Source organism: Pseudomonas phenolilytica (assembly GCF_021432765.1).
Classification (GTDB): Bacteria; Pseudomonadota; Gammaproteobacteria; order Pseudomonadales; family Pseudomonadaceae; genus Stutzerimonas; species Stutzerimonas phenolilytica.
This window is the reverse complement of sequence record NZ_CP058908.1, coordinates 1,790,106-1,816,284: the sequence shown is the minus strand read 5'-3', so window position 1 is coordinate 1,816,284 and position 26,179 is coordinate 1,790,106. Positions and strand designations below refer to the sequence as shown.

27 protein-coding genes are annotated in these 26,179 nt (G+C 62.5%); 16 read left to right on the top strand and 11 right to left on the bottom strand.

Going from position 1 to position 26,179, the window contains the following annotated elements; all coding sequences use genetic code 11:
* Window positions 1–51 precede the first annotated feature (51 nt).
* From HU825_RS08690 to HU825_RS08670, 5 genes are all read left to right on the top strand, one after another.
* Window positions 52–357 carry a nucleotide pyrophosphohydrolase gene (locus HU825_RS08690; protein ID WP_043297971.1) on the top strand — a complete coding sequence of 102 codons (306 nt, stop codon included), beginning with the start codon at window positions 52–54 and terminating at the stop codon, window positions 355–357.
* Window positions 354–1,103, top strand: a complete 750-nt coding sequence (locus tag HU825_RS08685; protein ID WP_234303317.1) for a methyltransferase domain-containing protein — start codon at window positions 354–356, stop codon at window positions 1,101–1,103. The genes HU825_RS08690 and HU825_RS08685 overlap by 4 nt, the downstream gene beginning before the upstream one ends.
* A 16-nt stretch (window positions 1,104–1,119) precedes the next feature.
* On the top strand, window positions 1,120–1,725 hold the full coding sequence (locus tag HU825_RS08680) for a DUF4136 domain-containing protein (RefSeq protein WP_077682620.1): 606 nt from the start codon (window positions 1,120–1,122) through the stop codon (window positions 1,723–1,725).
* 88 nt (window positions 1,726–1,813) lie between these two features.
* On the top strand, window positions 1,814–2,374 hold the full coding sequence (locus tag HU825_RS08675; protein WP_043297974.1) for a DUF4136 domain-containing protein: 561 nt from the start codon (window positions 1,814–1,816) through the stop codon (window positions 2,372–2,374).
* 87 nt (window positions 2,375–2,461) lie between these two features.
* On the top strand, window positions 2,462–2,911 hold the full coding sequence (locus HU825_RS08670; RefSeq protein WP_234303316.1) for a DMT family transporter: 450 nt from the start codon (window positions 2,462–2,464) through the stop codon (window positions 2,909–2,911).
* 6 nt (window positions 2,912–2,917) lie between these two features.
* Here the strand turns inward: HU825_RS08670 and HU825_RS08665 are convergent, their stop codons facing one another.
* The gene (locus HU825_RS08665; RefSeq protein ID WP_234303315.1) at window positions 2,918–3,847 is read right to left on the bottom strand and encodes an SdiA-regulated domain-containing protein; all 930 of its coding nucleotides are present in this window, start codon (window positions 3,845–3,847) and stop codon (window positions 2,918–2,920) included.
* A gap of 243 nt (window positions 3,848–4,090) precedes the next feature.
* On the opposite strand from HU825_RS08665, the gene HU825_RS08660 reads away from it, so the two are divergent.
* The 3 genes from HU825_RS08660 (at window position 4,091) to HU825_RS08650 (ending at window position 6,313) form a co-directional block, all read left to right on the top strand.
* Window positions 4,091–4,384, top strand: a complete 294-nt coding sequence (locus HU825_RS08660) for a hypothetical protein (protein WP_043297977.1) — start codon at window positions 4,091–4,093, stop codon at window positions 4,382–4,384.
* An 89-nt stretch (window positions 4,385–4,473) separates the two neighbouring features.
* Window positions 4,474–5,853: an MATE family efflux transporter gene (locus HU825_RS08655; protein WP_234303314.1), complete on the top strand. Its 1,380-nt coding sequence runs from the start codon at window positions 4,474–4,476 to the stop codon at window positions 5,851–5,853.
* 1 nt (window position 5,854) lies between these two features.
* The gene (locus tag HU825_RS08650; protein ID WP_043297979.1) at window positions 5,855–6,313 is read left to right on the top strand and encodes a DUF2214 family protein; all 459 of its coding nucleotides are present in this window, start codon (window positions 5,855–5,857) and stop codon (window positions 6,311–6,313) included.
* 6 nt (window positions 6,314–6,319) lie between these two features.
* Here the strand turns inward: HU825_RS08650 and speA are convergent, their stop codons facing one another.
* The 3 genes from speA to thiO all read right to left on the bottom strand — a co-directional run bounded on the left by speA (window position 6,320) and on the right by thiO (window position 9,936).
* Window positions 6,320–8,230, bottom strand: coding sequence for an arginine decarboxylase (gene speA / locus HU825_RS08645; protein WP_234303313.1), 1,911 nt, complete (start codon window positions 8,228–8,230; stop codon window positions 6,320–6,322).
* Between the two features lie 117 nt (window positions 8,231–8,347).
* Entirely contained in the window at window positions 8,348–8,719 is a 372-nt protein-coding gene (locus tag HU825_RS08640) for a translation initiation factor Sui1 (protein ID WP_043297981.1), read from the bottom strand.
* A 101-nt stretch (window positions 8,720–8,820) separates the two neighbouring features.
* Window positions 8,821–9,936: a glycine oxidase ThiO gene (thiO, locus tag HU825_RS08635; protein ID WP_234303312.1), complete on the bottom strand. Its 1,116-nt coding sequence runs from the start codon at window positions 9,934–9,936 to the stop codon at window positions 8,821–8,823.
* Between the two features lie 150 nt (window positions 9,937–10,086).
* Between thiO and HU825_RS08630 the strand changes: the two genes are divergently transcribed.
* The 7 genes from HU825_RS08630 (at window position 10,087) to HU825_RS08600 (ending at window position 17,593) form a co-directional block, all read left to right on the top strand.
* Window positions 10,087–10,593: a GspH/FimT family pseudopilin gene (locus HU825_RS08630; protein WP_043297983.1), complete on the top strand. Its 507-nt coding sequence runs from the start codon at window positions 10,087–10,089 to the stop codon at window positions 10,591–10,593.
* A 182-nt stretch (window positions 10,594–10,775) separates the two neighbouring features.
* A complete protein-coding gene (locus HU825_RS08625; protein WP_043297984.1) occupies window positions 10,776–11,252 on the top strand; it encodes a GspH/FimT family pseudopilin in 477 nt (158 codons plus the stop codon).
* 8 nt (window positions 11,253–11,260) lie between these two features.
* The gene (gene pilV, locus HU825_RS08620) at window positions 11,261–11,809 is read left to right on the top strand and encodes a type IV pilus modification protein PilV (RefSeq protein ID WP_054093662.1); all 549 of its coding nucleotides are present in this window, start codon (window positions 11,261–11,263) and stop codon (window positions 11,807–11,809) included.
* Window positions 11,806–12,657 carry a PilW family protein gene (locus HU825_RS08615; protein WP_284692206.1) on the top strand — a complete coding sequence of 284 codons (852 nt, stop codon included), beginning with the start codon at window positions 11,806–11,808 and terminating at the stop codon, window positions 12,655–12,657. Before pilV ends, HU825_RS08615 begins: the two co-directional genes overlap by 4 nt.
* Window positions 12,654–13,328, top strand: coding sequence for a pilus assembly PilX family protein (locus tag HU825_RS08610; RefSeq protein WP_234303310.1), 675 nt, complete (start codon window positions 12,654–12,656; stop codon window positions 13,326–13,328). Before HU825_RS08615 ends, HU825_RS08610 begins: the two co-directional genes overlap by 4 nt.
* A gap of 10 nt (window positions 13,329–13,338) precedes the next feature.
* A complete protein-coding gene (locus HU825_RS08605) occupies window positions 13,339–17,166 on the top strand; it encodes a pilus assembly protein (RefSeq protein ID WP_234303309.1) in 3,828 nt (1,275 codons plus the stop codon).
* A gap of 1 nt (window position 17,167) precedes the next feature.
* Complete coding sequence (locus tag HU825_RS08600; RefSeq protein WP_156716251.1) at window positions 17,168–17,593, top strand: type IV pilin protein; 426 nt, start codon at window positions 17,168–17,170, stop codon at window positions 17,591–17,593.
* 113 nt (window positions 17,594–17,706) lie between these two features.
* On the opposite strand, the gene ispH is transcribed toward HU825_RS08600, so the two are convergent.
* From ispH to murJ, 6 genes are all read right to left on the bottom strand, one after another.
* On the bottom strand, window positions 17,707–18,651 hold the full coding sequence (gene ispH / locus HU825_RS08595; RefSeq protein WP_234303308.1) for a 4-hydroxy-3-methylbut-2-enyl diphosphate reductase: 945 nt from the start codon (window positions 18,649–18,651) through the stop codon (window positions 17,707–17,709).
* A gap of 106 nt (window positions 18,652–18,757) precedes the next feature.
* Window positions 18,758–19,195: an FKBP-type peptidyl-prolyl cis-trans isomerase gene (locus tag HU825_RS08590; protein WP_043297990.1), complete on the bottom strand. Its 438-nt coding sequence runs from the start codon at window positions 19,193–19,195 to the stop codon at window positions 18,758–18,760.
* Window positions 19,188–19,691: a signal peptidase II gene (gene lspA, locus HU825_RS08585; protein ID WP_054093503.1), complete on the bottom strand. Its 504-nt coding sequence runs from the start codon at window positions 19,689–19,691 to the stop codon at window positions 19,188–19,190. Before lspA ends, HU825_RS08590 begins: the two co-directional genes overlap by 8 nt.
* 21 nt (window positions 19,692–19,712) lie before the next feature.
* Window positions 19,713–22,544 (bottom strand): isoleucine--tRNA ligase, encoded by a 2,832-nt coding sequence (ileS, locus tag HU825_RS08580; RefSeq protein WP_234303307.1) that lies wholly within the window; start codon window positions 22,542–22,544, stop codon window positions 19,713–19,715.
* On the bottom strand, window positions 22,541–23,494 hold the full coding sequence (gene ribF / locus HU825_RS08575) for a bifunctional riboflavin kinase/FAD synthetase (RefSeq protein WP_043297993.1): 954 nt from the start codon (window positions 23,492–23,494) through the stop codon (window positions 22,541–22,543). The genes ileS and ribF overlap by 4 nt, the downstream gene beginning before the upstream one ends.
* A gap of 83 nt (window positions 23,495–23,577) precedes the next feature.
* Window positions 23,578–25,125 (bottom strand): murein biosynthesis integral membrane protein MurJ, encoded by a 1,548-nt coding sequence (gene murJ, locus HU825_RS08570; RefSeq protein ID WP_043297994.1) that lies wholly within the window; start codon window positions 25,123–25,125, stop codon window positions 23,578–23,580.
* A 220-nt stretch (window positions 25,126–25,345) separates the two neighbouring features.
* Here murJ and rpsT point away from each other — a divergent pair, with 220 nt between their 5' ends.
* On the top strand, window positions 25,346–25,624 hold the full coding sequence (gene rpsT / locus HU825_RS08565; RefSeq protein ID WP_003288018.1) for a 30S ribosomal protein S20: 279 nt from the start codon (window positions 25,346–25,348) through the stop codon (window positions 25,622–25,624).
* An 85-nt stretch (window positions 25,625–25,709) separates the two neighbouring features.
* Here rpsT and HU825_RS08560 read toward each other — a convergent pair whose 3' ends face one another.
* On the bottom strand, window positions 25,710–26,174 hold the full coding sequence (locus tag HU825_RS08560; protein WP_054093499.1) for a CreA family protein: 465 nt from the start codon (window positions 26,172–26,174) through the stop codon (window positions 25,710–25,712).
* Window positions 26,175–26,179: the final 5 nt, after the last annotated feature.

Here is a 26,179-nt window from a genome sequence, read left to right as displayed (position 1 = left end):
GCCGGCGACGAGTGGCGGAAGCTAGCCGCCTTCCCGTAACTCGTGGTCTTCATGAATATCCAAGCCATCACCCAGCGCCTGCACGCGATCCGCGACAGCAATGACTGGCAGCGTTTTCACAGTCCGAAGAACCTGGCCATGGCAGCTAGCGTGGAAATGGCCGAACTGGTGGAAATCTTCCAGTGGCTCAGCGAGGACGAATCGCGCCAACTACCCGCCGAGCGGCTCGAACACGCCGGCCAGGAAGTCGGCGACATCCTCATGTACCTGCTGTTGATGTGCAGCGAGCTGGGCATCGACATGGAGCAGGCACTGCTGAGCAAGCTGGCCGACAACGAGAGGCGCTTTGCCCGATGAGCGATCGCCACTTCGACGAGCTCGCCGCGCGCTTCGCCGAGAAGATCTACGGCGGCGCCAAGGGGGCGATCCGCCTCGCCGTGCTGCAGGCCGATCTGGCCGAGGTGCTGGCGCCGCGCCCGCTGCGCGTGCTTGACATCGGCGCCGGACTCGGCCACATGAGCCTCTGGCTGGCGCAGCAGGGGCATGACGTTTCGCTCGCCGAGCCCGCGGCGCCGATGCTCGAGGGCGCGCGGGCGCGCTTCGCCGAAGCCGGCCAGCACGCCTTGTTCATTCAGGCGCCCTGGCAGGAAGTCGAGACACTCGTCGACGGCCGCTTCGATCTGGTGATCTGCCACGCGGTATTGGAGTGGCTCGCAGAGCCGCAGGCGATCCTGCCGCTGCTGCATCGCCTGACCGCCAGCGATGGCTGGCTGTCACTGGCGTTCTACAACCGCGACGCACTGATCTACCGCAACCTGCTCAAGGGACATTTCAAGAAGCTGCGCGCGCAATCGTTCGCCGGCGAACGGCAGAGCCTGACCCCGCAGCAGCCGCTCGATCCGCGCGAGCTGGCGACGCAACTCGCCCCGTTATGGCAGGTCGAACACAGGAGCGGCGTGCGCGTGTTCCACGACTACATGCCGCCCGAATTCCAGGCGCGCACCGAGCCGGCCGAGCTGCTGGAGATGGAGCTGGCCTACCGGCGTCACCCGACCTTCGCCGGTCTCGGGCGCTACCTGCACTGGCTGTGCCGACCGCGCTGACGGCGAGGAGGTATTCATGGCACGCTCGTTCGCACGCCTCACGCTCTGTCTGCTGACGCTGGGCCTGAGCGCCTGCCAGCACGACAACCCCTACACCAGCACGGCCGCACCCGTCCCGGCGGCGCCGCCGGCCGGCGCCGCCACACCCGACCGCAGCGCCTATCCGGCAGCACCTGTGGAGTTCTCCAGCTATCGCACCTGGAGCTGGCGCAACCCGCCGGCCGGCACCGGCTCGTTGACGCCCGAAGAACTGCAGGAGATCGTCGCCAGCGCGCTCGATCAGCACGGCCTGCGCCCGGCCGCGCCAGGCGGTGCGGCCGACCTGCAGATCGCCGCCCAGGTGCGCAGCGAGACCCGCCTGCGGCAGGTCTACGACGACTACGGCAGCTACTACGGCCGCGGCCGTTACGGCAGCGACTACGGCATGTGGGGGCATGCGCCGCTGGTGCGGACCTACGAGGAAACCGTACTGGTGGTACACCTCGAACTGTTCGATCCGCGCCGCGCCGCCGTGGTCTGGAGCAACCAGGCGCAGGCACGCCAGGGTGGCGACCGCAGCCAGCTGCGTGACGCCCTGCGCGAGGCTGTAGACCGCGCACTGGCGGACTATCCGCCGCGCTGAGCCATTGGCCGGCAGCGCGGCACGCGCTCGCACACCAACCAGCGCGCGCGGGCATACACTCAAACATATGCCGCATCGGAGACCGCTCATGTACCGCCATCTGCTGCTGATTCCACTGCTGGTCCTGCTTGTCGCCTGCCAGAGCGCGCCGTTGCAGCGCGACTTCGATCCCGACCGCGACTTCAGCCGCTATCGCAACTGGGGCTGGAAGGAACCGGCGCTTCAGTACCGTCCGGATGACCCGCGCATTCGCAGCGATCTCACCGAACAGCGCGTGCGCAATGCCCTTGCCGAGCAGCTCGAGCAGCGCGGGCTGCGTCCGGCGACCGCCAGCGCGCCGGCGCAGGTGCTGGTGCAGGCCTGGTTGATCGTCGAACAACGCACGCAGACTTACACCAGCATGTCCGGCGGCGCCTGGGGCGGGGCCTGGCCCGGTTTCTGGGGCGCCCCGATCTATGCCGATACGCGCACCGTGGACTATCAGGTCGGCACGCTGCAGATCGACTTCTACGACGCCGCCGACGGCAAGCTGGTCTGGCGCGGCAGTACCGAGCGAATCCTGCCGAGGAGCGCCGGAACGCCTGCCGAGCGCGAACGCATGCTGCGCGAAACCGTGGCCCAGCTGCTGGCGCACTATCCGCCGCGCTGAGCGGCGCATCGCCGATAGCGTCCCCCTGGCCAGCCCGCGTCGGACTGCCCATACTGCCGCCCCTTTTTATCCGCGGAGATACGCTGCATGCCTGCTGTAGCCTGGTGGTTGCTCGCCCTGCCTTTCGTTGCCGGAGCCTTCATGCCGTTGCAGGCAGGGATCAACGGACAGCTGGCGCGCCAGTTGGCCAGCGTGATGGGCGCCGCCCTGCTGTCGTTCGCCGTGGGTACGCTGGCGTTGCTTTGCGTGGTCGCGGCGCAGCGCGACCTGCCGGCGCTGCAGACGCTGAAAAGCCTGAACTGGTGGCACTGGAGCGGCGGCCTGCTAGGCGCGTTCTTCATCGCCACCGCCGCGTTTGCCGCGCCGCGTACCGGCGCGTTGCTGTTCATGGCGCTGGTGCTGGCCGGGCAGCTGTGCATGGCGCTGCTGCTGGATCACTTCGGCTGGGCGGGCTTTCGCCCGGCGCCGCTCAGCCCTGGCAAAGTCGCCGGCCTGCTGCTGATCGTCGTCGGCGTCTGGCTGATCCGCCGCAGCTGACGCCAATCAGTCGCGGTCGAAGGCGTAGAACAGGTTCGGCTCGCTGACCAGATAGAGATTGCCGCGCGCGTCGAAGGTCATGCCCTCCGCCTGCGGCACGCTGCGCTCCAGTCCGGCAAAACCGCTCCACAGCGAGCGGAAGCTGACCATCCGTCCCTGGCCATCCAGCTCGAGCATCATCCTCGCTTCGTCGCTGAGCAGCACCAGGTTCCCGGTGCGCTCGTCGAAATGCACCGAAGCCAGGTCGCTGGCCATGTCCTTGTCCTCGATCCACGCCTCGCGGTCGATGATCTTCAGCTCCATCGTGCCGCCCAGGCTGCGCTTGAGGCCGTGGATCTCGTAGAGCTTGCGCGGCGAGTGCTCCTTGACCACGAATAGCCGATCGCCGGCGCGATCGTAACCGACGCCTTCGAAGCCGCTGTTGCCCGGTGCGTGCAGAGAGAGGCTGATCGCCTGGTAGTCCGCGCGCTGCAACGGCCCGGCCGCGGTCGGCAGCGGCACGACGACCAGCGTCTGGTTGCGTTCCTCGGCCATCACCAGCAGGTCGTCACCGAGGTAGGTCACACCTTCGACATCGCTGAACCCCTCGAGTCGGTAGCGCGCTAGCAGGCGACCGTCGGTATCCAGGGCGAGCAGTTCCTCCGGATTGTTGACGACCGCCCAGAGCTGGTCGCGCTGCTCATCGTAGGTGAGACCGGACAGATTGTTCGCCACGCCGGTTACCGGCGCCGCCTCGGTGCGCACGCGGTATTCCGGCAGCCAGAGGCTGCGTTCGCTCAACCGACTTTCGTGCCAGGCGGTACTCAGGGAAAAGAACAGACGCTCGTCGAGGTGAAAGGTGGTGCTCACATAACCGCAGAGCAGAAGCAGCCCGGCGATCCACATTTGCGGGCGCACGCCGCCGATCAGGCGCAGGCGTCTGGAACTTGCAGGCATTGGCTGGCTCTCGTTCGTTCTGGCCTGCCCGCACCTTGCGGCAAAGCCGTTGCAATTGGATGACGCTGACAACACGCCCCGATCACCGACACGAATAGCCAAGCCAGAGTCCGACTGCCCTCGCCGCTCGAGGTTCCGTGGCGCACCGTTCAAGCTGACGGAACTCGCCGGCCGTCTCGACGGACAAAGCGAGGTCGGCGGCGGGTATGGCACGCCGCCATTTCAGCGGAGTGGGAGAACAGCATGCGGGTGGAAGGCGTTTTCGAATGGCTGGGCCAGGTTCTCGGAACGGTGATTCGCTACATCGTCGAAGCACTCAGCGGCTTCTTCGGATTCTTCGTGACTGCGGGACACGATTTCCTCGAGGGACTGTCGCGCACGCTGGGCATGGACCGCTCGCTGCTCAGTCTGGCGGCGCTGGTGATCGGGCTGCTGTTGCTGGTGGCGGCGGTACGGGCGTTCCTCCGGCGAGCATTCATCAGCGGTCTGGTCTGGCTGTTCCTCGGCCTGTGGCTGTTGAGCTGGTTGATCCGCTGAGTCGCCGGCGGTGACCGGCGCCGCCCGCCGCAGCTGCGTTCGACGTCGGGGACACGTATAGTTTCGGGCCGTTCTGGAGTGCTCTCGTGATGTCCCGGCTGTTCGCTGCCTGGCGCCATGCTCCGACTCATCGCCGAGTCTGGAGCCTGTCCGCGCCGATGATCCTGTCCAACCTCTCCGTGCCCCTGGTCACGCTGGTGGACAGTGCGGTGGTCGGCCATCTGCCGCACCCACATCAACTGGCCGCGGTCGCGGTTGGCGGCAGCCTGTACACCCTGCTGGTCTGGCTGATGGGCTTTCTGCGCATGGGCACCACCGGGTTCGCCGCTCAGGCCAGCGGCCGCCGCGACGGCGGCACGCTGCGCCAGGTCCTGCTGCAGGGGCTATTGCTGGCGCTGGGCTTCGGGCTGCTGCTCGGGTCGCTGGCGGTGCCGCTCAAAGGCCTGGCGTTGCAGTTGATGCAGCCTTCGGCGGCACTCGACGCATTGACCCGCGATTATTTCCATACCCGCCTGTTCGGCTTGCCGGCCGCGCTGGCCAGCTATGCCCTGATCGGCTGGCTGCTCGGCGCGCAGAATGCGCGAGGACCGCTGGCGATCCTGCTCACCACTAACCTGCTCAACGTCGTGCTGGATCTGTGGTTCGTGCTCGGTCTGGAATGGGGTGTGCTCGGCGCAGCACGCGCCTCGGTGATCGCCGAATGGAGCGGCGCGCTGCTCGGCCTGACGCTGGCGGCACGCGCCCTCCGCCGCCATCCGGGCCAGGTCGATTACGCGCAACTGCGCCGCTGGGCCAGCTGGCGACCGCTGATGGCGGTCAACCGCGACATCTTCCTGCGCTCGCTGGCGCTGCAGCTGGTGTTCTTCATGGTGACGGTGCAGGGCACTCGCCTGGGCGACGCCACCGTCGCGGCCAATGCGCTGCTGCTCAACGGTATGCTGCTCACCGCCCATGCGCTGGATGGCCTGGCCCATGCGGTGGAGGCGCTCTGCGGCCACGCCATCGGCGCGCGCGACCGCCTGGCACTGCGCCGGGTGCTGGTGGTCGCCGGCGGCTGGTCGCTGCTGGCCAGCCTCGCCTTCGCGCTGTTCTTCCTGCTCGGCGGTGAGTTGTTCATTCGTCTGCAGACCGATATGCCCGAGGTGCGCCAACTGGCCTGGACTTATCTGCCCTATCTCGCCGCGCTGCCGCTGATCGCCGTCTGGAGTTACCTGCTCGACGGCCTGTTCATCGGCGCCACCCGCGCCCGCGAGATGCGCGACAGCATGCTGCTCGCCGTCGCGCTCAGCCTGCCGCTGGGCTGGCTGTTGCAGGACATGGGCAATCACGGATTGTGGCTGGCGTTCCTCTGCTTCATGCTGCTGCGAGGAGTCTGCCTCGGCGGGCTGGCGTGGCGCCTGCAGGTTCGCCAGGCGTGGCTCGCACCGACCCACGGCACACCTTCGGGACATCCAGCCAAAGGACACTGACATGGCCTACGCCATCGCCGCCTACCTGCACTTTCTGGCGGTCTTCCTGCTGTTTGCACTGCTGCTGCTGGAACACCAGCTGCTGCGGCGGCCGTTGAGCTTCGCCCGCGCCCGCAGCCTGTTTCGCACCGACCTGCTGTTCGGCATCGTCGCCGGGGCAGCGCTGGTCAGCGGAGTCGCACGCGCCGGCTGGTATGGCAAAGGCGCCGACTATTACCTGCAGAACAGCCTGTTCCACGCCAAGGTCGGCCTGTTCGTCATCGTTGCCGTGCTGTCGATCTATCCGACCGTAACTTTCCTCGGCTGGCGCAGCGCGCTGCGTAACCGCCAAGTGCCGGTACTCAGCGCCCCCACGGCACGCTGGCTGACCTGGGTGATTCGTCTGGAGCTGCTGCTGTTGCTGGTCATCCCGCTGCTGGCCGCGCTGATGGCGCGCGGCTTCGGCGTGCTGACCGGCTGAGCCGGCTCAAGGCGTGAGGTAGGACGAGCGGGTCAGCCCCAGGCGCAGCGCATCGATGAACTGGGTGCGTTCCTTGGCGCTGAGCTTGGCGCTGGCGACCTTGTCGCGGTAGTAGGTCATCAGCTCCTCGGGCGACAGATGCACGTAGCGCAGCATGTCCTCGATGGTGTCGTGGGTCTCGATGCCCGCGTGGTAGTAGCTGCCGTCCTCACGCTGATAGACGTTCACCGAGTCGGTGTCGCCGAACAGGTTGTGCATGTCGCCGAGGATCTCCTGATAGGCGCCGACCAGAAACACCCCGAGGAAATACTCCTCCCCCGGCGCGACCTCGTGCACCGGCATGCTGCTTTCGATGCTCTGCTCGTCGACGTAGTGCTTGATCTTGCCGTCCGAGTCGCAGGTCAGGTCCTGTAGCACGGCACGGCGAACCGGCTCCTCGGTCAGCCGCTGCAGCGGCACGATCGGCAGAATCTGGTCGATGGCCCAGGTATCCGGCAGGCTCTGGAACACTGAAAAGTTGCAGATGTACTTGTCGGCGAGCTTGTCGTTGAGTTCGTCGAGCACCGCGCGATGCGAACGCTGGCGTGCCTTGAGCTGGTTGTACAGACGGCGGCAGATGGCGAAGTAGCTCTGCTCGGCCAATGCCTTCTGCGCCAGGGTCAGCTTGCCGGAGGCGTACTGCGCGCCGGACTCGCTCATGTAGTGGGTGGCGCGCCAGTAGGTTTCGGTGACCATTTCCGGATCGGTCGGACCGAGCAGATCGACCAGCGACTGGACGATGTCCGGCAGCTCGTCGTAGTTGTCGATCTGCGGTACCTCGTCGTTGTGCCGCTCGATATCGGTGACCTGCATCACCAGCACCGCGTGGTGCGCGGTCATCGCGCGGCCGCTCTCGGAGAAGATGTGCGGGTGCGGCAGTTCCTGGCGGTCGCAGAACTCCTTGAGCATGCCGACCACGGTGCCGGCGTACTCGTCCATGTCGTAATTGATCGAGCTGGCGTTGCGCGAATGGGTGCCGTCGTAATCGACGCCCAGCCCGCCGCCGACATCGATGTAATCCACCGGCAGGCCCAGCGCGCGCAGCTCGGCGTAATAGCGGATGGCCTCGCGAAAGCCCTGGCGGTAGTCGGCTAGGTTGGCGATCTGCGAACCCATGTGAAAGTGCAGCAGACGGATGCCCTGATCCATGCCCGCGACGCGGAAGCGCTCGATCACCGAGAGTAGCTGCGCCGCCGAGAGACCGAACTTGGAGCGCTCGCCGCCGGTATCGGCCCACTTGGACGAGGCCAGCGAGGAGAGCCGCACGCGCAGCCCGATCTGCGGCATCAGCTTGAGCTCGTTGGCCTCATCGATCACCAGGCCGACCTCGGATTCCTTCTCGATGACGATGAACACGTTGTGGCCGAGCTTCTGCCCCATGAGCGCCAGGCGGATGAACTCACGGTCCTTGTAGCCGTTGCAGACGATGGTGCCGCCCTTCGGCGCCAGTGCCAGCACGGCCATCAGCTCCGGCTTCGAGCCGGCTTCCAGCCCGATGGAGACGTTCTGCGTGGCGATGATATTTTCCACCACCGCTTCCTGCTGATTGACCTTGATCGGGTACAGCGCGGTGTATCTGCCGGCGTACTCCATCCGCTCGATGTTGGCGTCGAAGGCGCCGGTTAGACGCCGCACGCGGTCCTGCAGGATGTCCGGAAAGCGCACCAGCAGCGGTAGCGAAAGCCCCGCCTCGCGCAGCTGGTGGATCAGCCGGTTGAACTCGATCGGCGCGCCGTCGCGCTGCGGCCGTACTTCGACGCCGCCTTCGTCGTTGATCGCGAAATAGCCGGCGCCCCAATGGCGAATCCCATAGATGCTGCGGCTGTCCGCGGCGGTCCACTGGCTGCCGTCATCTTTACGTGTGCGTCGTACGGGCATCGGAGTCTCCCTGAAATGGTTGCATGCCGCGCGGCTCGTACTGGCCGGCGCAAGGGCTAATCGGCTTGGACAGCCTGATACGGAAAATCGCGCAAAAGTTCGGCGGGGCGCCGGTGCTCAGCCGCCGGATTTCTTGGCCTGGAAGCCACGCTTGATCAGTTCGTCGAGCAGCAGTTGGACGTGGTCGCCCTGGATTTCGATGACGCCGTCCTTCAGCGCCCCGCCGGTGCCGCAGCGGCGCTTCAGCGCGCTGGCCAGCTCCTTGAGTTCGGCCTCGGCGAGCGGTACACCGGTGATGGTGGTGACCGTCTTGCCGCCACGCCCCTTGCTCTCGCGTCGCACCCGGGCGATGCCGTCGCCCTCGGGGATAGCGTTCTGCTTGCAGATGCAGGCATCCAGCGGTTGTGCACAGTCAGGACAGTGCCGGCCGGCATCGGTGGAATAGACCAGCCCGCCCAGACCGGCCAGTGATGTGGTTTTCTTGGCCACGCATACCTCGTCGCAAAAGAAACAGCCCCGGCATGCCGGGGCTGCGATGCGCAGAATCTAGCAGCAAAGCACGCCGGCCCGCAGCTCCCGCAACGCCAAGCCTACGAGGTTGCGACCTGGAGACGCGTACCCGGTGCGTAGGGTTGCGGATCGATGATCGGCTCACGATCCAGCATCAGATCGGCCAGCAGCTGGCAGGACGCCGGCGCCAGCACCAGGCCGTTGCGGAAGTGCCCGCAGTTCAGCCACAACCCGTCGAAGCCGTCCACCGCGCCTATATATGGCACACCATCCGGCGAGCCAGGCCGCAAGCCGGCCCAATGCTTCACCACCGGCGCATCGGCGAGCGCAGGCAGCAACTCGGCCGCGGTCTTGCGCAGGCTCTGCAGCGCATCTTCGGTCGGCACCTTGTCGAAACCGACATCCTCCAGCGTGCTACCAACCAGGATATGGCCATCGCGCCGCGGAATCGCATAGCGCCGCTTGGCCAACACCATGCTCGGCAGGAAGTCCTCGGCGCATTTGAACAGGATCATCTGGCCCTTCATCGGCTTGACCGGCAGATCCAGTCCCAATGTCCGAAGCAGCTCACCGCTCCAGGCGCCCGCCGCGACCACCACTCGCTCGGCACGCATCTCGCCTTGCGCCGTGCAGACGCCCACGATCCGCGTGCCCTCGCGCACGAAGCCGGTCACCGGGCACTGCTCGATCAGCCGCACGTTCGGCAACTGCTGCAGCGCAGCCCGCAGCGCTTGCAGCAGGCGCGGGTTGCGCACGTTGGCAACCCCGGACATGTACACCGCCCGCTCGAACCCTGGGCCCAGCGCCGGCACGGCGGCATGCACCTGTGCCATCGGCACGGACTGCAACGGCCGGCCATGCTGCCGAGCCCAGCCGAGCGCCTGGTCTTCATCCTGCAGATCGAGCCAGTACAGGCCGGTCTCGTATACCTCGGGATCGATCTGCGTCTGCTCCAGCAACTGCTCACCCAGCTGCGGATAGAAACTTTGCGACCAATGCGCCAGCGCCGTGACCGCCGGACTGTAGCGCCACGGATAAAGCGGCGAGACGATCCCACCGCCGGCCCAGGAGGCTTCGCTGCCTGCTGTACCCGATTCAAGCAGCACCACGTCCTGCCCCGCGCTAGCCAACAGGTAGGTCGAAAGCAACCCTATGACTCCGCCACCCACCATGATCGTCGTAACCTTCGCCACCATCCCCCCGCTATCTGGATCACATATCCAGCTATTCAGTGTTGATTTACCGGAACATGTTCTAAACCATTCCGCCGCTGCCAGGCGCTCGATACATGCCTCAGCCCCGTACGCCTGGATGGCGACACATGATATGTGCAAAGGACATGCGCCATGCTGGACAAGGATCAAGGCTTCACCCTCGTCGAACTGCTCACAACCCTCGCGCTGTTCGCGATCATCGTCTCCATCGCGTTGCCGGCGCTGGCCGACATGATTGAGTACAACCGGCAGCAGGCATTGCTCACCCAGGTGCAGGAGGCGGTCCAGAACGCCCGCGCCAAGGCGGTACTTCACCGCCAGACGATCGTGCTCTGCGGAACACAGGATGCAACCAACTGCAGCAACAACTGGAGCGATGGCTGGCTGATCCGCTCGGAAACCACTCAAGAAGTTCTACACGTTACTCAACTATCGGGCGCGGACGAACTGCACTGGAGCAGCTTCGGCGGCCAGCGCATACGCTTCTTCGAAAATGGAACCAGTCCCACCAGCAACGGACGCTTCTTCCAGTGCTACAAGCGGCGTATCGCCTGGCAACTGATCCTGAGTCGTCAGGGCCGCTTGAAGCGCAGCACCCGTGCCGAAGATGCGCAGGAGGCCGCACGCTGCAGCAGCTAAAGGCCTGCACAACGGCTTCCGCCTCATCAAAGCATGGCTCCGGTCACACCGGCCTTCGCTTCGCAGGATCGATAATCGAGCCGACAGCCGGTCATCCCGGCAAACGCACCGGCCATCCCGGTACAACGGACAAAACGTCCGGGCCGCACCATCATCCGCCCATGTATCAAACGGAGTGCCCCATGTCTGGCCGAAGTTTCACGCGCGGCTTTACCCTGATCGAGCTGATGATCACCATCGCCCTGCTGACAATTGTCTTGGCGATCGCTGTTCCCAACTTCACCGCCTTCATTCAGAAGACACAACTGCAGGGACAGACCGACGATCTCCTTACATTTCTGCAGTACGCCCGCAGCGAAGCGGTCACGCGCCGCACCACCGCCATTGTGGAAGTCAACGATGCTGCCCCGTGGGAAGTCCAGGTGGGCGGTCAGTCCGTACGAGAACTGAGCCACGATGGGCCGGTCAAGCTGGACGCGGATGTCGCGACCATCACTTACAACGCCAACGGTACCGCGACGCCTGCCCTGATCATCGTCTGCCGGGACGACAACCATGAAACGGCGTTCGTCGTGCAGGTTCGTGCCAGCGGCGCATCCATACGCCACGCGCGCGGCAAAGACGCGGCTGGAGATGCCCTCACCAAATGCACGCTATGAGGAACCACATGAGAAGAACCAGCGGCTTCAGCCTGATCGAAGTGATGGTCACACTGGTGCTGACCACCATTGGCATTCTTGGCATGGTGGCCATGCAGGGGCGCAGCATCCAGTACACGCAGGATTCGGCGCAGCGAAATACCGCGATCATGCTCGCCAATGAGCTGGTCGAGATAATCCGCGCCAATCCAGACGAAGTTTTCAAAAAAACCCCTCCCAAGGAGCCCATATACAGCGGCTTCAAGGACACCTCGCTGTTCTACAAGGACAAAGGCAGCGACTTCGACACAGCACCCACAAATTGTGTCGCCAACCCCACCAGCGCGATCGAGATGCGCGACTGCTGGGTGCAGGCTGTCGAAGCCTCTCTGCCGGGAGCCGCGACACTCCTCGAATCCACGACCTACATCTGCCGCAGCTCGTCACCGGGAACCTGCGACGACAATGGCTCGATGGTTGAAATTCAGTTGGCCTGGACAGTCAAGGCGGGCACCTGCCCTGATACCCGCGCGCCCGACGCCACCACCTGCATCTACAGAGCCCGGGTGGAACTATGAAAATCGCGTACATAGCCTCGCAACGAGGCATTTCCATGGTTGAACTGCTGGTAGCGCTGGCAATCAGCAGCTTTCTGCTACTCGGTATCTCGCAAATATACCTCGATAACCAGCGCAACCATTTGTTCCAGCAGAGCCAGTCCACCAACTTGGAAGGCAGCAGATTCATCACGTTGGTTCTCGACGAGTATCTGGGCAAGGCCGGATATCGCAGGGACCCAGCCCAATCGCTAGAGAGTGCATTTCCCCAAAAAGGGGAGAACGCCGACTGCATGGCCTTTGCCAAAGGAGCCGTGATAGTTCCCACCAAAGACGCTCTCGGCATTTGCTTGCGCTACCAGCCGCTGGTGAGCGGCGAAGCCGACTGCCAGGGCGATGCCAGCAAGGCCTTCGACGACAGCAAGCCATTCAAAGCTGCCCCCGATAGTGCGCTCATCACCTTGGCCATCAAGTACGCGCCGAATGGCGAACTTCATCAAGGCTCGATCACTTGCAAAAACCTCAACGCGGCAGCCCCCGGGACGATGGAAATCATGTCCGGCGTTGCTGACATGCGCCTGCAGTTCGGCTTCGGTAGCAAGGATATGCATGAAAAGAAACTGACTGAAGGCAGCGGCCGATTTGCCGACGCCAGTAGCTGGACTGCTAATAGCGGGCCGATTCGCGCCGTTCGTTACTCGATCCTGCTGGCCAGCCAGGAAAATCAGCGCAGCGGAACATCGCCCATATATGACCAGTGGATAGCCAAATCGAGTGTCGCTGCCAAATCCCGCCTGACCGCAAACGATAAAAATCGTATCTACCACGTTTCCAGCAGCACTCAGACGATCAGGAACCTCATGCCATGACAAGTTTCAACATCGCTGCGCAACGCGGTGCGACCTTACTGGTTGCATTGGTCATGCTACTGATTCTGACCGTTCTGGCGGTATCCAGCATGCGCGGAGTCGTCCTGGAATCACGCATAACCGGAAACCGGGCCGAATCCCAGCGCCTTCAGACGGCAGCCGAGGCTGCGTTGCGTGAGGGGGAGTTTCGTTTCTATGGCCCGGCGAATCTGCGCGACAAGCTGGAACCGCTTGAATCCAACTGCCGCAAGACAAATGAGCTGCAGGCCAACGGGGCAAACCGTCCATGCCTATTGGCAATAATGACGGATGATCGCAAAAAATTCGTGCTCAATCCCCTGGCTTTCCTGAAGACCAGCTCCGCCGATAACAAGACCGGAGCGGATACCGACAAGGCCGCCAATACAGCTTTCGTAACCTGGATGCCTTACCGGGGAACCGTGCCCGGTGCCGACGATAGTGATGACAGCAACATCACCAGCAGTGATCGCGCCGCCTACTGGAATACCCATCTCATCGCCATGACCGAGGACGACTCATCGTTGAATCCAGAATATGGAGCTGCGATGGAAGGACGTGGCACTTACTTCTATGTGGTTAACGGACAAGCCGCGGATCAACTGGCCGTACAGTCCACCACCGCAAACATATACCTCGGCCTGAACAATTGAGAGCAGAAACATGAAAGGAATTCAGACCGCCCGGCCGGCAATCTTCTTCGCCAGCGCCATCATCGGAACCACATTAATCAGCGCGGCAACCAGCGCCCAGGCCGCCATATCCCAGAGTCCACTCAGCCTGACGGTCGGCGTATCGCCCAATATCATTTTCACCCTCGACGAATCGGGCAGTATGTCTTGGGGCTACGTTCCAGACTCTATCGAAAGCAATGTCATAAACAGCGGCACGATAACCCGCCTGTACGCAGCTTCCGAATACAACTCGATGTACTACAACCCGAACATTACTTACATCGCCCCCCCATCATTCGATGTAAACGGCAACGAGATAAAGCTGACTACTTCATTTAGCTCAGCCCCGATCAACGGCTTCCGCCCCAGCGATGGCACCTTGGACCTATCCATTGATTACCGTCCAACTGGTAAAGAGTACCGGATGCCGCTCGGAACCCACCAGCGGGCTAACAATCCGCCGAACGACTTTTCAGTCTTCCAATCTTTCAACACTAACGAAACCCGAACCGCAACCAGTGCAGCCGGTATCGAGTTCGAGATCACCCGTTCCGGCACATCAAAAAAATACACATATGACTGTGTCATCAAACAAGCCGGCCCCGTGCTGGATGCTACCGCTTTCAGCTGCACCAGAAACAGCAATACCTACACCGCCAAAACTCCGGCCTACTACTACACTTACGACGACACCTTGCAATCGTGCGACGCTAGGAAGTCAAACACCAACTGCTACAAACTCGTATTCGTCAAGGACAACGAGAAAGAGAACTTCGCCACTTGGTATTCCTTCTACCGAACCAGAGCACTGGCCACCTTATCAGCAACCAGCCTGGCATTTTCCCAGCTTTCCCCGGCAATCCGACTAGGCTGGCAAAACCTAAAATTGTGCACCAACCTCAACGGCGGAGATACAACCAACTGCAAGGACAACAGCTTCCGCCAATACGACGCACAACATAAAGGCCAATTCTATAGCTGGCTCAAAGATGTCTATTTCAACAGCGGAACACCTCTACCAGATGCAATGAAGAGAGCCGGCGAATTTCTTAAAAGCGATGTGGCCTGGCACAAATACCCTAACTCTCGGGTCGAATCCAATAAGAATACAGCCGAAAACACCTATGCCTGCAGGCCAAGTTACCACATCCTGATGACTGACGGCATGTGGAACGAAACGACCACAAATCCCAGTTCGTTCCAGCACGATGGTGACAGTATCGACTTGCCCGACACCAAGAGCTATTCGAAGCAACGACCCTACGTGGACGCTACTTCCAATACGCTGGCCGACCTGGCAATGCACTATTGGTCCACGGACCTCCATAGTCTCAAGAACAGGGTTAGTCCGTTTTTTGCCGATAAAACTGGTAGCGACACTGAAAACTACTGGAATCCGAAGAACGACCCGGCCACTTGGCAGCACATGACAAACTTCATCATGGGATTGGGCCTCACCAGCTCCATGAACGTTTCGGGCTTGCCGTGGGAAGGTTCGACATTCGCCGGAGAAGGCTATGAAGCCTTGCTGAGCGGAACGCAGAACTGGCCGCCGGCGGCGTCCGGCTCGTCCAACAACGTATACGACCTCTGGCACGCCGCAATCAATTCGCGCGGAGAGTTCTTCAGCGTCGACAGTCCCGACGCAATGGTGCAAGCGTTCGAAGACATCCTGAACCGGATTGCTGACCGAAAGTCCTCCGCGGCCAGGCCGGCGACCAGCTCCGGTTTGGTGATCGACGACATGGCCACCAGCGTTTCCTATCAAACTTCCTACGCTAGCGACGAGAACTGGTCGGGCGATCTCAAACGCTCCTCCAAGCAGCTTGTACTCAAAGATGGTAAATACGTGCTCGAAATCAAAGAAGACTGGAGCGCACAGAAAGAGTTACCAGCGGCAGCCAGCCGCACGATAAAGATTGCGGATGAAGGCGGCGCCAACACGAGCAAGCTCAAGGACTTCAGCTCGGATAACGCAGGCGACCCCACAACGGTGGGAACGCTGGCTTACTACCTGAACATCAACCCCGAGACAGCGGGTGAGTCGGCAGACAGCAGGTGGGAACAACGCATTGACTACTTGCGGGGCGACGATAGTCAAGAAGGGACTAACGAAGATGACTTCCGCACGCGCACCAGTGCACTTGGCGACCTGTACGGTTCCAGCCCCGTGGTAGTATCCGGCCCACGCTATCTCGAGAGTTTCGCCAACCGTCTGGAAGGGCATCTTGATAAGGACGGCAAGGTAACCGGTGAAAATTCCTACTCGGCATTCATGGCAACCATCAACGGCACGGCGGAAGGCTCGACCAAACGCAGCGGTCGCGTATATGTCGGCGGCAACGACGGCATGCTACATGGCTTCAATACTGAAACCGGCATCGAAGAGTTTGCTTTCATCCCCACCGCTGTTTTCAACAAGCTCAATAAACTGACCGGCAAAAACTACAGCCACCAGTTCTATGTCGATGGCTCACCAGTGGTCGCCGACGTTTACGATCAAGACAATAAGAAGTGGCGCACCATTCTGGTGGGCACCCTACGTGCAGGCGGTAAAGCGCTGTTTGCCTTGGATATCACCACCCCCGGCAGCGAACAGTTGCTGTGGGAGTTCGACGCGAGCGACATAGAGGATGAAGAGGCGGTTAAACCCGGCTACAGCTTCTCCACACCGACCATTGCCCGTCTGCATAATGGCCGTTGGGCCGTGGTCACCGGTAACGGCTATGAAAACGGTGCCAGTGATGGCAAGGCGGCGCTTTATATTATCGACGCCGTAACCGGAAAACTTACCAAGAGCCTGGAAGTATCGGGAACCGAAGGGGCCGCTAACGGCCTCTCCAGCCCGGTGCTGGCCGACTATAACGCCGACGGCATAGCCGACTATGCCTATGCCGGCGATCTCCAAGGCAATCTTTGGCGCTTCGACCTGCTACCCACCATCAACACCGATGCCGACGGCGACGGCGTTCTTGATCAGACCGCCCCGTTGGCGACAAGTACGCTCGGAACCGTTACTGCGGATAACTTCAAGGTTGCCTACGGCGGAAAACCGATGTTCCGGGCAAAGGCGGGTAGTAGCGAAACAGCTCCGGCCCAGTCCATCACCGCGGCCCCCAGTCTGGTTCGTCACCCGAGCCGCTTGGGCTACCTCGTGATCTTTGGCACGGGCAAGTTCTTCGAGACTGATGACAAGGAGGGGGTCAAAACCCATGCACAGAGCGTCTACGGTATCTGGGACACCAAGACTCGTGCCGAGCCGACCAGTGCTTTCACCATTCAGCGAACAGTCGGTGAAAACGGGCATCTGGTGAAACAGAAGATCATCGAAGAGCTGACGGGCACCTATAGCCAAGGCGGAACCAACCCGGCACGCACCATCACGACCAATGCCGTGGACTGGGTCGACGCGAACGGCAATATCCAAAGGTATGGCTGGTATCTGGACCTCGCAGTCGACGAGACTCAGTTCGAGGGCGAGATGCTGATCGAAAAGATGTCGACTCTTGGCCAGACGCTTTTCTTCCAGACCCTGGTCCCCAACGACGATCCGTGTGCGGACGGCGCGAGCAACTGGACCTATGCGCTCAATCCCTTCACCGGAGGCCGGACCTCATTCCATGCCTTCGACCTTCGACATATTGATAGCAACAACGCAGTGAATGTCGTAAGCGGCATCAAACAGGACGGCGAAGGTGGCGTTACCATTTCGCAGACTCCGGAAGGCTTCGAGGCATGCACCGGCCTGGTGTGCCAGAAGATCTATCCAGACCCATCCAGCATTGGCCGCCAATCGTGGCGAGTAGTAGGTAACTGATATGGCGCAGCACCACAGCAACGGCTTCACGCTGATCGAGTTGATGATCGTAGTCGGCATTCTCGGGATTCTCGCGGCTATCGCCTACCCCAACTATATGGAGTACGTGCAGCGTAGCAATCGAAGCGAGGGACAGGCCTTGCTTCAGGATGCCGCCGCCGGACAGGAGCGCTTTTTTGCCCAGAACAACAGCTACGTAACCACAGCTGCGGATATTGCCAAGCTGGGACTGCGCGGCACTAACGGCACCACCGTCGAGTCTGATAACGGCAAGTACACCCTGACTGTCGCTGGCGGCGGCGGCGGCTATACGCTCACCGCAACGCAGGCCTTCGGTGACGTCGCCTGCGGCAACCTCACGCTCAACGCGCTTGGCGTCAGAGGTCGCACCGGCAGCGGAAAGACCGTGGAGCAGTGTTGGAAGTAATCAGCAGATAGACGAAGAAGCCCGGCATCACTGCCGGGCTTCTTCGTTAATGACCGGAACAACCAGCCACATGATCCGCGCGTGTGCAGCAGCTGGACTGCCGCGGCGGCCAGTTACAGCTGCTTAACCCGCAACTCCTTGGGCATCGAGAACGTCACGTTCTCCGGGCGCCCTTCCAGCTCGTCCGTGCCGTCGGCGCCCCACTCCTTCAATCGCTCGATGACCCCGCGCACCAGCACTTCCGGGGCGGAGGCGCCGGCAGTGATGCCGATGCGCTGGACATTCTCGAACCACTCAAGCTTGAGATCCTCGGCACCGTCGATCAGATATGCCGGCGTGTCCATGCGCTGGGCCAGTTCGCGCAGGCGGTTGGAATTGGAGCTGTTGGGACTGCCGACCACCAGTACCACATCGCACTCGTCGGCTAGCTGCTTTACCGCATCCTGGCGGTTTTGTGTGGCATAACAGATGTCATCCTTGCGCGGCCCGCCGATGCTGGGGAACTTGCTACGCAGCGCATCGATGACCCGGCTGGTGTCATCCATCGACAGCGTGGTCTGGGTGACGAACGCCAGCGCCTCGGGATTGCGCACCTGTAACCGCTCGACGTCCATCTCATCCTCGACCAGATAAATCGCGCCACCGTTGCGCGCGTCATACTGGCCCATCGTACCTTCGACCTCCGGGTGGCCCTGGTGGCCGATGAGGACGCACTCACGCCCTTCCCGGCTGTACTTGGCCACCTCCAGATGCACCTTGGTCACCAGCGGACAGGTGGCGTCGAAGACCTTCAGTCCGCGCTTGGCTGCCTCTTGGCGAACCGCCTGGGACACGCCATGAGCGCTGAAGATGACGATGACATCGTCCGGAACCTGATCCAGCTCTTCGACGAACACCGCGCCGCGCTCGCGCAGATCTTCCACCACGAACTTGTTATGCACCACCTCGTGGCGCACGTAGATCGGCGGGCCGAACACCTCGAGCGCGCGGTTGACGATCTCGATCGCGCGGTCGACGCCTGCGCAGAAGCCGCGGGGGTTGGCGAGTTTGATTTGCATAATGGGTCTCGGCACGCGGAGCTTGAAAACGAAGGAAGAGTGACGCTACGGCTCGGCTATTCCTGCGCTACTGTGACCAGCGGATGCCCGCCAGCCCCCGACCAGGTTAGACCGGGCGAACGTCGATGATCTCGACTTCGAAGGTCAATGTCTTGCCGGCCAGCGGATGGTTGAAGTCGACGGTGACCTGGCGCTCGTCGAAGGCCTTCACCACGCCTGGCAGTTCGGTGCGCGCGGCGTCCTGGAAGCTCACCATCAAGCCCTCGGAGAGCTCCATGCCCTCGAACTGGCTGCGCGGCATCACCTGCACATTCTGTGGGTTGACCTGACCGAAGCCCTGTTCCGGTGCAATCTGCAAAGTGCGCTTGTCACCGGCCTTGAAACCGTAGAGCTGCTGCTCGAAGCCAGGCAACAGGTTACCGTCGCCCACCTTAAAGGTGGCAGGCTTTTTGTCGAACGTGCTGTCGACCAGCTCGCCTGTTTCCAGGCTGAGCGCGAAATGCAGGGTGACTTCCTTGTCCGGCCCGATGCGCTGTTCAGTCATGTGCGGATTCTCCGGTCTTATTGCCCTTGAGCATGTCCAACGCCAGCATCAGGGCGCCTACGGTGATGGCGCTATCGGCGATATTGAAGGCTGGGAAATACCAGCGGTTCTGCCAATGCACCAGGATGAAATCGACCACGTGGCCCAGCACCACGCGATCGTAGAGATTGCCCAGCGCACCGCCCAGCACCAGCGCCAACGCTACTGCTAGCCAGGTCTCGCTGGCCTTCAAGCGCTTCATCCAGACCACCAGCACGACGCTCACGCCAATGGCGATCACGGCGAACAGCCAGCGCTGCCAGCCGTTGTGATCGGCGAGAAAACTGAAGGCCGCTCCGGTGTTGTAGGCCAACGTCCAGGCGAAATAGCCGGGGATGACATCGACCTTCTGGTACAGGCTGAAATTGGCCTCGAACCAGTGCTTCGTGACTTGATCGACCACGATCACCAGCACGCTGAGCCAGAGCCAGGCGAGCTTGCCGAGACGGCTGGTCATTGCCGTGCCTCCGAAAACGCATCACGCATGGTGACGCACCTCGCCGGCACCTTCGATGTTTTCCACGCAGCGACCGCAGATTTCCGGATGCGCCGCATGGCTGCCGACGTCCGGCAGGTGGTGCCAGCAGCGCCCGCACTTGGCATGTTCCGTCTTGCGAACCACCAGTTTGAGGCCGGTCAGCTCGCTGTCCACCGCGGCGGCCGGTGCCTGCGCCAGAGGAGCGACTTCGACTGCGGAGGTGATCAGTACGAAACGCAGCTCGTCGCCCAGCTTGGCCAGCTCGGCCGCCAGCGACTCATCGGCGTACAGCGTGACTTCCGCCTGCAGGTTGCCGCCAATGGTCTTGGCGTTGCGCTGGTTTTCCAGCTCCTTGTTCACCGCTGCCTTGACCGCCATGACCTTGTCCCAGAACGCGCGATCGAGCTCGAAGCCTTCCGGCAGCTCGGTCAGCCCCTCATACCAGGTGTTGAGCATCACCGACTCGTTGCGCTGGCCCGGCAGGTATTGCCAGATTTCCTCGGCGGTAAACGCCAGGATCGGCGCGATCCAGCGCACCAGCGCCTCGGCGATGTGGTACAGCGCGGTCTGGCAGGAACGCCGCGGCAGGCTGTCGGCACCGGTGGTGTACTGGCGGTCCTTGATGATGTCGAGGTAGAAACCGCCCAACTCCTGCACACAGAAGTTGTGCACTTTCTGGTAGACGTTCCAGAACTTGTAGGTCTCGTAGGCTTCCTCGATTTCACGCTGCAGCAACAGGGCACGGTCGATGGCCCAGCGATCCAGGGCGATCAGCTGGCCGTTACCCACCATGTGCTGTGTCGGGTCGAAGCCGTCGAGGTTGGAAAGCAGGAAGCGCGCGGTGTTGCGGATGCGCCGGTAGGCATCAGCGCTGCGCTGCAGGATCTGCGTGGACACCGCCATCTCGCCCGAATAGTCGGTGGCCGAAACCCACAGGCGCAGGATATCGGCGCCCATGCTGTCGGTGATTTCCTGCGGGGCGATGACGTTGCCGAGGGACTTGGACATCTTGCGGCCGTTCTCGTCCACGGTGAAGCCGTGGGTCAGCAGGCCGCGGTATGGCGCGTGACCATCAATGGCGGCGCCAGTCAGCAACGACGAATGGAACCAGCCGCGATGCTGGTCGGAGCCTTCCAGATAGAGATCAGCGCGCGGGCCTTCGTCGTGGCCCATCGGATGCGAACCGCGCATCACGTGCCAGTGAGTGGTGCCGGAGTCGAACCAGACGTCCAACGTGTCGTTGGTCTTCTCGTACTGCCCGGCCTCGTCGCCGAGCAGCTCGGCCGGATCGAGCTTGAACCAAGCCTCAATGCCCTCGCGCTCGACGCGCTGGGCGACCTGCTCCATCAGTTCGACCGTGCGCGGATGCAGCTCGCCGCTTTCCTTGTGCAGGAAGAACGGGATCGGCACGCCCCAGTTGCGCTGACGCGAGATGCACCAGTCGGGGCGCCCAGCAATCATGCCGTGCAGACGCGCCTGACCCCAGGCCGGGACGAACTGGGTCTGCTCAATGGCATCCAGCGCGCGGCGGCGCAGCGAGCTGCCGTCGTGAGCGACCTTGTCCATGCCAACAAACCACTGCGCGGTGGCGCGGTAGATCAGCGGGGTCTTATGTCGCCAGCAATGCATGTAGCTGTGCTGGATAGCCTCGTGCTTGAGCAGCGCACCGACCTCACACAGTTTCTCGACGATGGCCGGGTTGGCCTTCCAGATGAACTGGCCGCCGAAGAACGGCAGGTCCGCGACGTATACGCCGTGGCTCTGCACCGGGCTGAGAATGTCGTCGTTCTCCATGCCGTAGTGCTTGCAGGTGCGGAAGTCATCCTCGCCATAGGCCGGCGACGAGTGAACGATGCCGGTGCCCGCGCCGGTTTCCACGTACTCGGCCAGATAGACCGGCGAGAAGCGCTCGTAGAACGGGTGGCGGAAGCGGATCAGCTCCAGCGCGCGACCTTCGCAGCGAGCGACGATCTCGCCGCTCAGGCCGTAACGTTGCAGGCAGGACTCCACCAGCTCCTCGGCCAGCACCAACAGCCGTTCGCCGGTGTCGACCAGCGCATAGATGAACTCGGGGTGAACGTTGAGCGCCTGGTTCGCAGGGATGGTCCAGGGCGTGGTGGTCCAGATGACAATGCTGGCCGGCTTGGCTAGATCAGCAACACCGAAGGCGGCCGCGAGCTTGTCGGCATCTTCAACGGCAAAGGCCACGTCGATAGCATCGGATTTCTTGTCCTGGTATTCGACTTCCGCTTCGGCCAGGGCCGAACCGCAATCGAAGCACCAGTTCACCGGCTTCAGTCCCTTGAAGACGAAGCCACCCTCGACCATCTTCGCCAGGGCGCGGATCTCGCCAGCTTCGTTGGCGAAATCCATTGTCTTGTAGGGATTGTCCCAGTCGCCGAGCACGCCGAGACGGATGAAGTCGGCCTTCTGCCCTTCGATCTGCTCGGCGGCGTAGGTGCGGCAGCGCTCGCGGGTCAGGTCCGCCGGCTGGTTCTTGCCGAAGGTGGTCTCGACTTTGTGCTCGATGGGCAGGCCGTGGCAGTCCCAGCCCGGTACATAAGGCGCATCGAAGCCGGCCAGGGTGCGCGACCGGACGATCATGTCCTTGATGACCTTGTTCACCGCGTGGCCGATGTGGATATTGCCGTTCGCGTAGGGCGGGCCATCGTGCAGGACGAATTTCGGGCGACCTTCGCCGATCTGCCGCAGCTTCCGGTACAGGTCGATGCTGTTCCAGCGCTGCAGAATCTCCGGCTCGCGCTGTGGCAGACCGGCCTTCATCGGAAATGCCGTGGACGGCAGATTGAGGGTCGCTTTGTAATCGGTCATTTCAGTCCTGACTCGTGGGTGAGTGAAGCCCGCCAATAATCGCGGGCGGCGGCGATATCCGCGTCTATCGCCGTCTTGAGTGCCTCCAGCGAGGCGAAACGCTGCTCGTCGCGCAGCTTGCGATGAAAGGTTACGCATACCCGCCGGCCGTACAGGTCACCCTGGTAGTCGAGCAGATGCACCTCCAGATGCGGCTTGCCATCGCTCTCGACGGACGGGCGCGTGCCGATGTTGGCAACGCCAGCCAGTTGCCGGCCATCCAGCTCCAGGCTGACGACGAACACCCCGCTCAGCGGCGTGCTGCGGCGCTTGAGCTGGATATTGGCGGTTGGCGCGCCGAGCTGGCGGCCGAGCTTCTGCCCGTGCATCACCCGTCCGCCCAGGCTGAACGGCCGACCCAGCAGCGCCTCGACCGCCTGCAGATCTCCGCCAGCCAATGCCTGACGCACGCGCGTGCTGCTGACCCGCTCGCCATCCACCTCGATGGTGGTCGCCGCCTCGACGGTGAAGCCCTCGGCGGCGCCGGCCTTGCGCAGAAAATCAAAGTCGCCGGCGCGGTCGCAACCGAAGCGGAAGTCGTCCCCCACCTCCAAATGGCGCACCCCCAGCCCCTGCACGAGGGTGGCATGAACGAACTCGGCGGCGCTCAGCTCGCGCAGTCGCCGATTGAAGGCCAGGCACAGCACCCGGTCGACACCTTGCTCGCTCAGCAGGCAGAGTTTTTCGCGCAGACGGGTCAGACGCGCGGGCGCCTTGTCCGGAGCGAAGAATTCACGCGGCTGTGGCTCGAAGATGACCACGCAACTGGGCACGCCCAATTCGGCTGCACGCTCGCGCAGACGCGCCAGGATGGCCTGATGCCCCCGGTGCACGCCGTCGAAGTTGCCGATGGTGGCGACGCAACCCCGATGCCGGGGGCGCAGGTTGTGAAGGCCTCGAACCAGCTGCATACGCACTTCTTGCTTGAAAAGTGGCCGATTATACGCATGTGCGGAGCATCCCGGACAGGTTTGCTCCCTACCGCCCGGTGCGATCAGTGGCGAAAATGCCGCGGTCGCAGACCGAGCATCACCAGGCCGGCAACGAATGCCGCCAACCCGGCACAAATCAGCAGCGTCAGACGCAGCGCCCGCTGCTGCCAGCCCCAGGCGAACCATTCCGACGAGGGCACATTGAGCCACCAGACCACCGCCACCATGGCTGCGCAACCGCCAGCCAGGCGCAGCGCAAACAGCCACCAGCCGGCTGCGGGGCGATAAACACCGATCTTGTAGAGCCCCCAGAACAGCAGGAACGCGTTCAGCATCGACGACAGCGAGGTCGCCAGCGCCAGACCGACGTGCTTGAGCGGCCAGATCAGAATCAGATTCATCACCATGTTCGCGACCATACAGATGATCGCCACGCGCACCGGCGTCTTCAGATCCTGACGAGCGAAGAATCCCGGGGCCAGCACCTTGATCAGCATGAACGCCAGCACGCCAAGCGAGTACGCCTGCAACGCGCGAGCCGACTGGACCACGGCCTCCTCCGTCATCGCCCCGTAAAAGAACAGCCCGGCAATCATCGGCTCGGCAAGGATGCCGAGCGCCAGCGCGGCAGGCACGCCCACCAGCAGGACCATCCGCAGCGCCCAATCGAGCGTGGAGGAAAACGCCTGCGGATCGTCACTGGCATGCTGACGCGACAGACTGGGCAGGATCACCGTACCGATGGCGATGCCGAACGCGCCCAACGGCAACTCGGACAGGCGGTCGGCGTAGTACAACCACGAGACACTGCCAGTCTGCAGGAACGAGGCCAGCACAGTATCCAGCAACAGGTTGATCTGGCTGACCGACACGCCGAACAATGCCGGCACCATCAGCAACATGATCCGCCGCACCCCCTCGTCGCCCGGTTTGAACCTGGGCCTAGGTAGCAATCCCAACTTCGCCACGTAGGGCAACTGGAACGTCAGCTGGGCGAAACCAGCAATGAAAACCCCCCAGGCCAGCGCCATCACCGGCTGTTCGAAATACGGCGTCAGGAATACCGCCGAGACGATCATGCAGATATTCAGCAGCACGGGAGTGAAGCCGGGCACAGCGAAATGCCCGTAGCTGTTGAGCACTCCGGACGTGAAGGCGGTGAGCGAAATCAGCAGCAGGTAGGGAAAAGTGATGCGCAGCAGATCGCCGGCCAATTGCATCTTCGCCGGATCGTCATGGAAGCCCGGCGCGAACACCATCACCACGTAGGGCGCAAACAGCACGCCCACGGCGGTCAGGCCGGCCAGCACCAGGCCGAGCATGCCAGCCGTGCGATCGACCAGCTGCTTGACCTCCGCCAGGGAGCGCTTGGCGCGATACTCCGACAGCACCGGCACGAACGCCTGAGCGAAAGCTCCTTCGGCGAACAGCCGGCGCAGGAAGTTGGGGATCTTGAAGGCGATGAAGAAGGCATCCGCCGCCGCCCCGGAGCCAAAATAGCTGGCCACGACCATATCGCGTACCATACCCAGCACGCGCGACAGCAGCGTCATGGCACTGACCACCGCGCTGGAGCGCAACAATCCGCCCTTGCCGTTGTTTTCGGACATCAGTCTTTCCTGGAATCGCAGCGGGTTTCGGCATGACGCGTTCGCGCCGGCCGGTTCGTTGGCCAGATACGACACGCAACGAGGCGGCGAGTTTAGCCGCAGCCCACCTGTCCGACCAGCTTCGCGCGCCCGCGACACAGGCTTGACAAGCGCGTGACGCATCGGCATGATTCGCGGCCTTATTTGCTTTGCAATCCCCACGTTTTCGAGGAGTTCGACGGTGGCCAACAGCCCTTCCGCCAAAAAACGCGCAATTCAGGCTGAGAAGCGTCGCAGCCACAACGCCAGCTTGCGCTCCATGGTCCGCACCTACATCAAGAATGTGGTCAAGGCCATCGACGCCAAGGACCTGGACAAGGCCCGCGCAGCCTACACCGCAGCCGTACCGGTCATTGACCGCATGGCCGACAAAGGCATCATTCACAAGAACAAAGCTGCTCGCCACAAGAGCCGCCTGAACGGCCACATCAAGGCCCTCGGCGAAGCTGCCGCAGCCTGATCACGCTGCAAGTTCTTTGAAAAAACCGGCCTTGCGCCGGTTTTTTTCATATCTTCACTTTTATCTTATGCGCTGCCAGCGCGGATCAGCGGGCAGTCGACCAAGGCAGCACCGGAATCGCCGTCACTGCATTCTGCGGACTACCCTCGATCACGCGATCGCTATAGACCAGATACACCAGCGTATTGCGCGACTCATCGAAGAAGCGCACCACCTGCATGGTCTTGAACACCAGCGACGTCCGCTCCTTGAAGACCACCTCACCATCCTCGAGCTTCTCGGCAAAGCGAATCGGCCCGACCTGACGACAGGCGATCGAGGCCTCGGCCCGATCCTCGGCCAACCCGAGCCCACCCTTGATCCCGCCGGTTTTTGCGCGCGACAGATAACAGGTCACACCCGCAACCTTGGGGTCATCGAAGGCCTCGACCACGATCTTGTGATTCGGTCCAAGCCATTTGAATACCGTATCGACCGAGCCGATCTCTTCGGCCATTGCCAGCCCCGACAACGCCAATCCCGCCGCCAACCCCACGAAAGCAGCACGCATAGCCA

Bases quoted from the DNA above. Each gene is read 5' to 3' on its own strand.
- HU825_RS08690 (WP_043297971.1), top strand. From the start codon at position 52: ATGAATATCCAAGCCATCACCCAGCGCCTGCACGCGATCCGCGACAGC.
- HU825_RS08685 (WP_234303317.1), top strand. From the start codon at position 354: ATGAGCGATCGCCACTTCGACGAGCTCGCCGCGCGCTTCGCCGAGAAG.
- HU825_RS08680 (WP_077682620.1), top strand. From the start codon at position 1,120: ATGGCACGCTCGTTCGCACGCCTCACGCTCTGTCTGCTGACGCTGGGC.
- HU825_RS08675 (WP_043297974.1), top strand. From the start codon at position 1,814: ATGTACCGCCATCTGCTGCTGATTCCACTGCTGGTCCTGCTTGTCGCC.
- HU825_RS08670 (WP_234303316.1), top strand. From the start codon at position 2,462: ATGCCTGCTGTAGCCTGGTGGTTGCTCGCCCTGCCTTTCGTTGCCGGA.
- HU825_RS08665 (WP_234303315.1), bottom strand. From the start codon at position 3,847: ATGCCTGCAAGTTCCAGACGCCTGCGCCTGATCGGCGGCGTGCGCCCG.
- HU825_RS08660 (WP_043297977.1), top strand. From the start codon at position 4,091: ATGCGGGTGGAAGGCGTTTTCGAATGGCTGGGCCAGGTTCTCGGAACG.
- HU825_RS08655 (WP_234303314.1), top strand. From the start codon at position 4,474: ATGTCCCGGCTGTTCGCTGCCTGGCGCCATGCTCCGACTCATCGCCGA.
- HU825_RS08650 (WP_043297979.1), top strand. From the start codon at position 5,855: ATGGCCTACGCCATCGCCGCCTACCTGCACTTTCTGGCGGTCTTCCTG.
- speA (WP_234303313.1), bottom strand. From the start codon at position 8,230: ATGCCCGTACGACGCACACGTAAAGATGACGGCAGCCAGTGGACCGCC.
- thiO (WP_234303312.1), bottom strand. From the start codon at position 9,936: ATGGTGGCGAAGGTTACGACGATCATGGTGGGTGGCGGAGTCATAGGG.
- HU825_RS08630 (WP_043297983.1), top strand. From the start codon at position 10,087: ATGCTGGACAAGGATCAAGGCTTCACCCTCGTCGAACTGCTCACAACC.
- HU825_RS08625 (WP_043297984.1), top strand. From the start codon at position 10,776: ATGTCTGGCCGAAGTTTCACGCGCGGCTTTACCCTGATCGAGCTGATG.
- pilV (WP_054093662.1), top strand. From the start codon at position 11,261: ATGAGAAGAACCAGCGGCTTCAGCCTGATCGAAGTGATGGTCACACTG.
- HU825_RS08615 (WP_284692206.1), top strand. From the start codon at position 11,806: ATGAAAATCGCGTACATAGCCTCGCAACGAGGCATTTCCATGGTTGAA.
- HU825_RS08610 (WP_234303310.1), top strand. From the start codon at position 12,654: ATGACAAGTTTCAACATCGCTGCGCAACGCGGTGCGACCTTACTGGTT.
- HU825_RS08605 (WP_234303309.1), top strand. From the start codon at position 13,339: ATGAAAGGAATTCAGACCGCCCGGCCGGCAATCTTCTTCGCCAGCGCC.
- HU825_RS08600 (WP_156716251.1), top strand. From the start codon at position 17,168: ATGGCGCAGCACCACAGCAACGGCTTCACGCTGATCGAGTTGATGATC.
- ispH (WP_234303308.1), bottom strand. From the start codon at position 18,651: ATGCAAATCAAACTCGCCAACCCCCGCGGCTTCTGCGCAGGCGTCGAC.
- HU825_RS08590 (WP_043297990.1), bottom strand. From the start codon at position 19,195: ATGACTGAACAGCGCATCGGGCCGGACAAGGAAGTCACCCTGCATTTC.
- lspA (WP_054093503.1), bottom strand. From the start codon at position 19,691: ATGACCAGCCGTCTCGGCAAGCTCGCCTGGCTCTGGCTCAGCGTGCTG.
- ileS (WP_234303307.1), bottom strand. From the start codon at position 22,544: ATGACCGATTACAAAGCGACCCTCAATCTGCCGTCCACGGCATTTCCG.
- ribF (WP_043297993.1), bottom strand. From the start codon at position 23,494: ATGCAGCTGGTTCGAGGCCTTCACAACCTGCGCCCCCGGCATCGGGGT.
- murJ (WP_043297994.1), bottom strand. From the start codon at position 25,125: ATGTCCGAAAACAACGGCAAGGGCGGATTGTTGCGCTCCAGCGCGGTG.
- HU825_RS08560 (WP_054093499.1), bottom strand. From the start codon at position 26,174: ATGCGTGCTGCTTTCGTGGGGTTGGCGGCGGGATTGGCGTTGTCGGGG.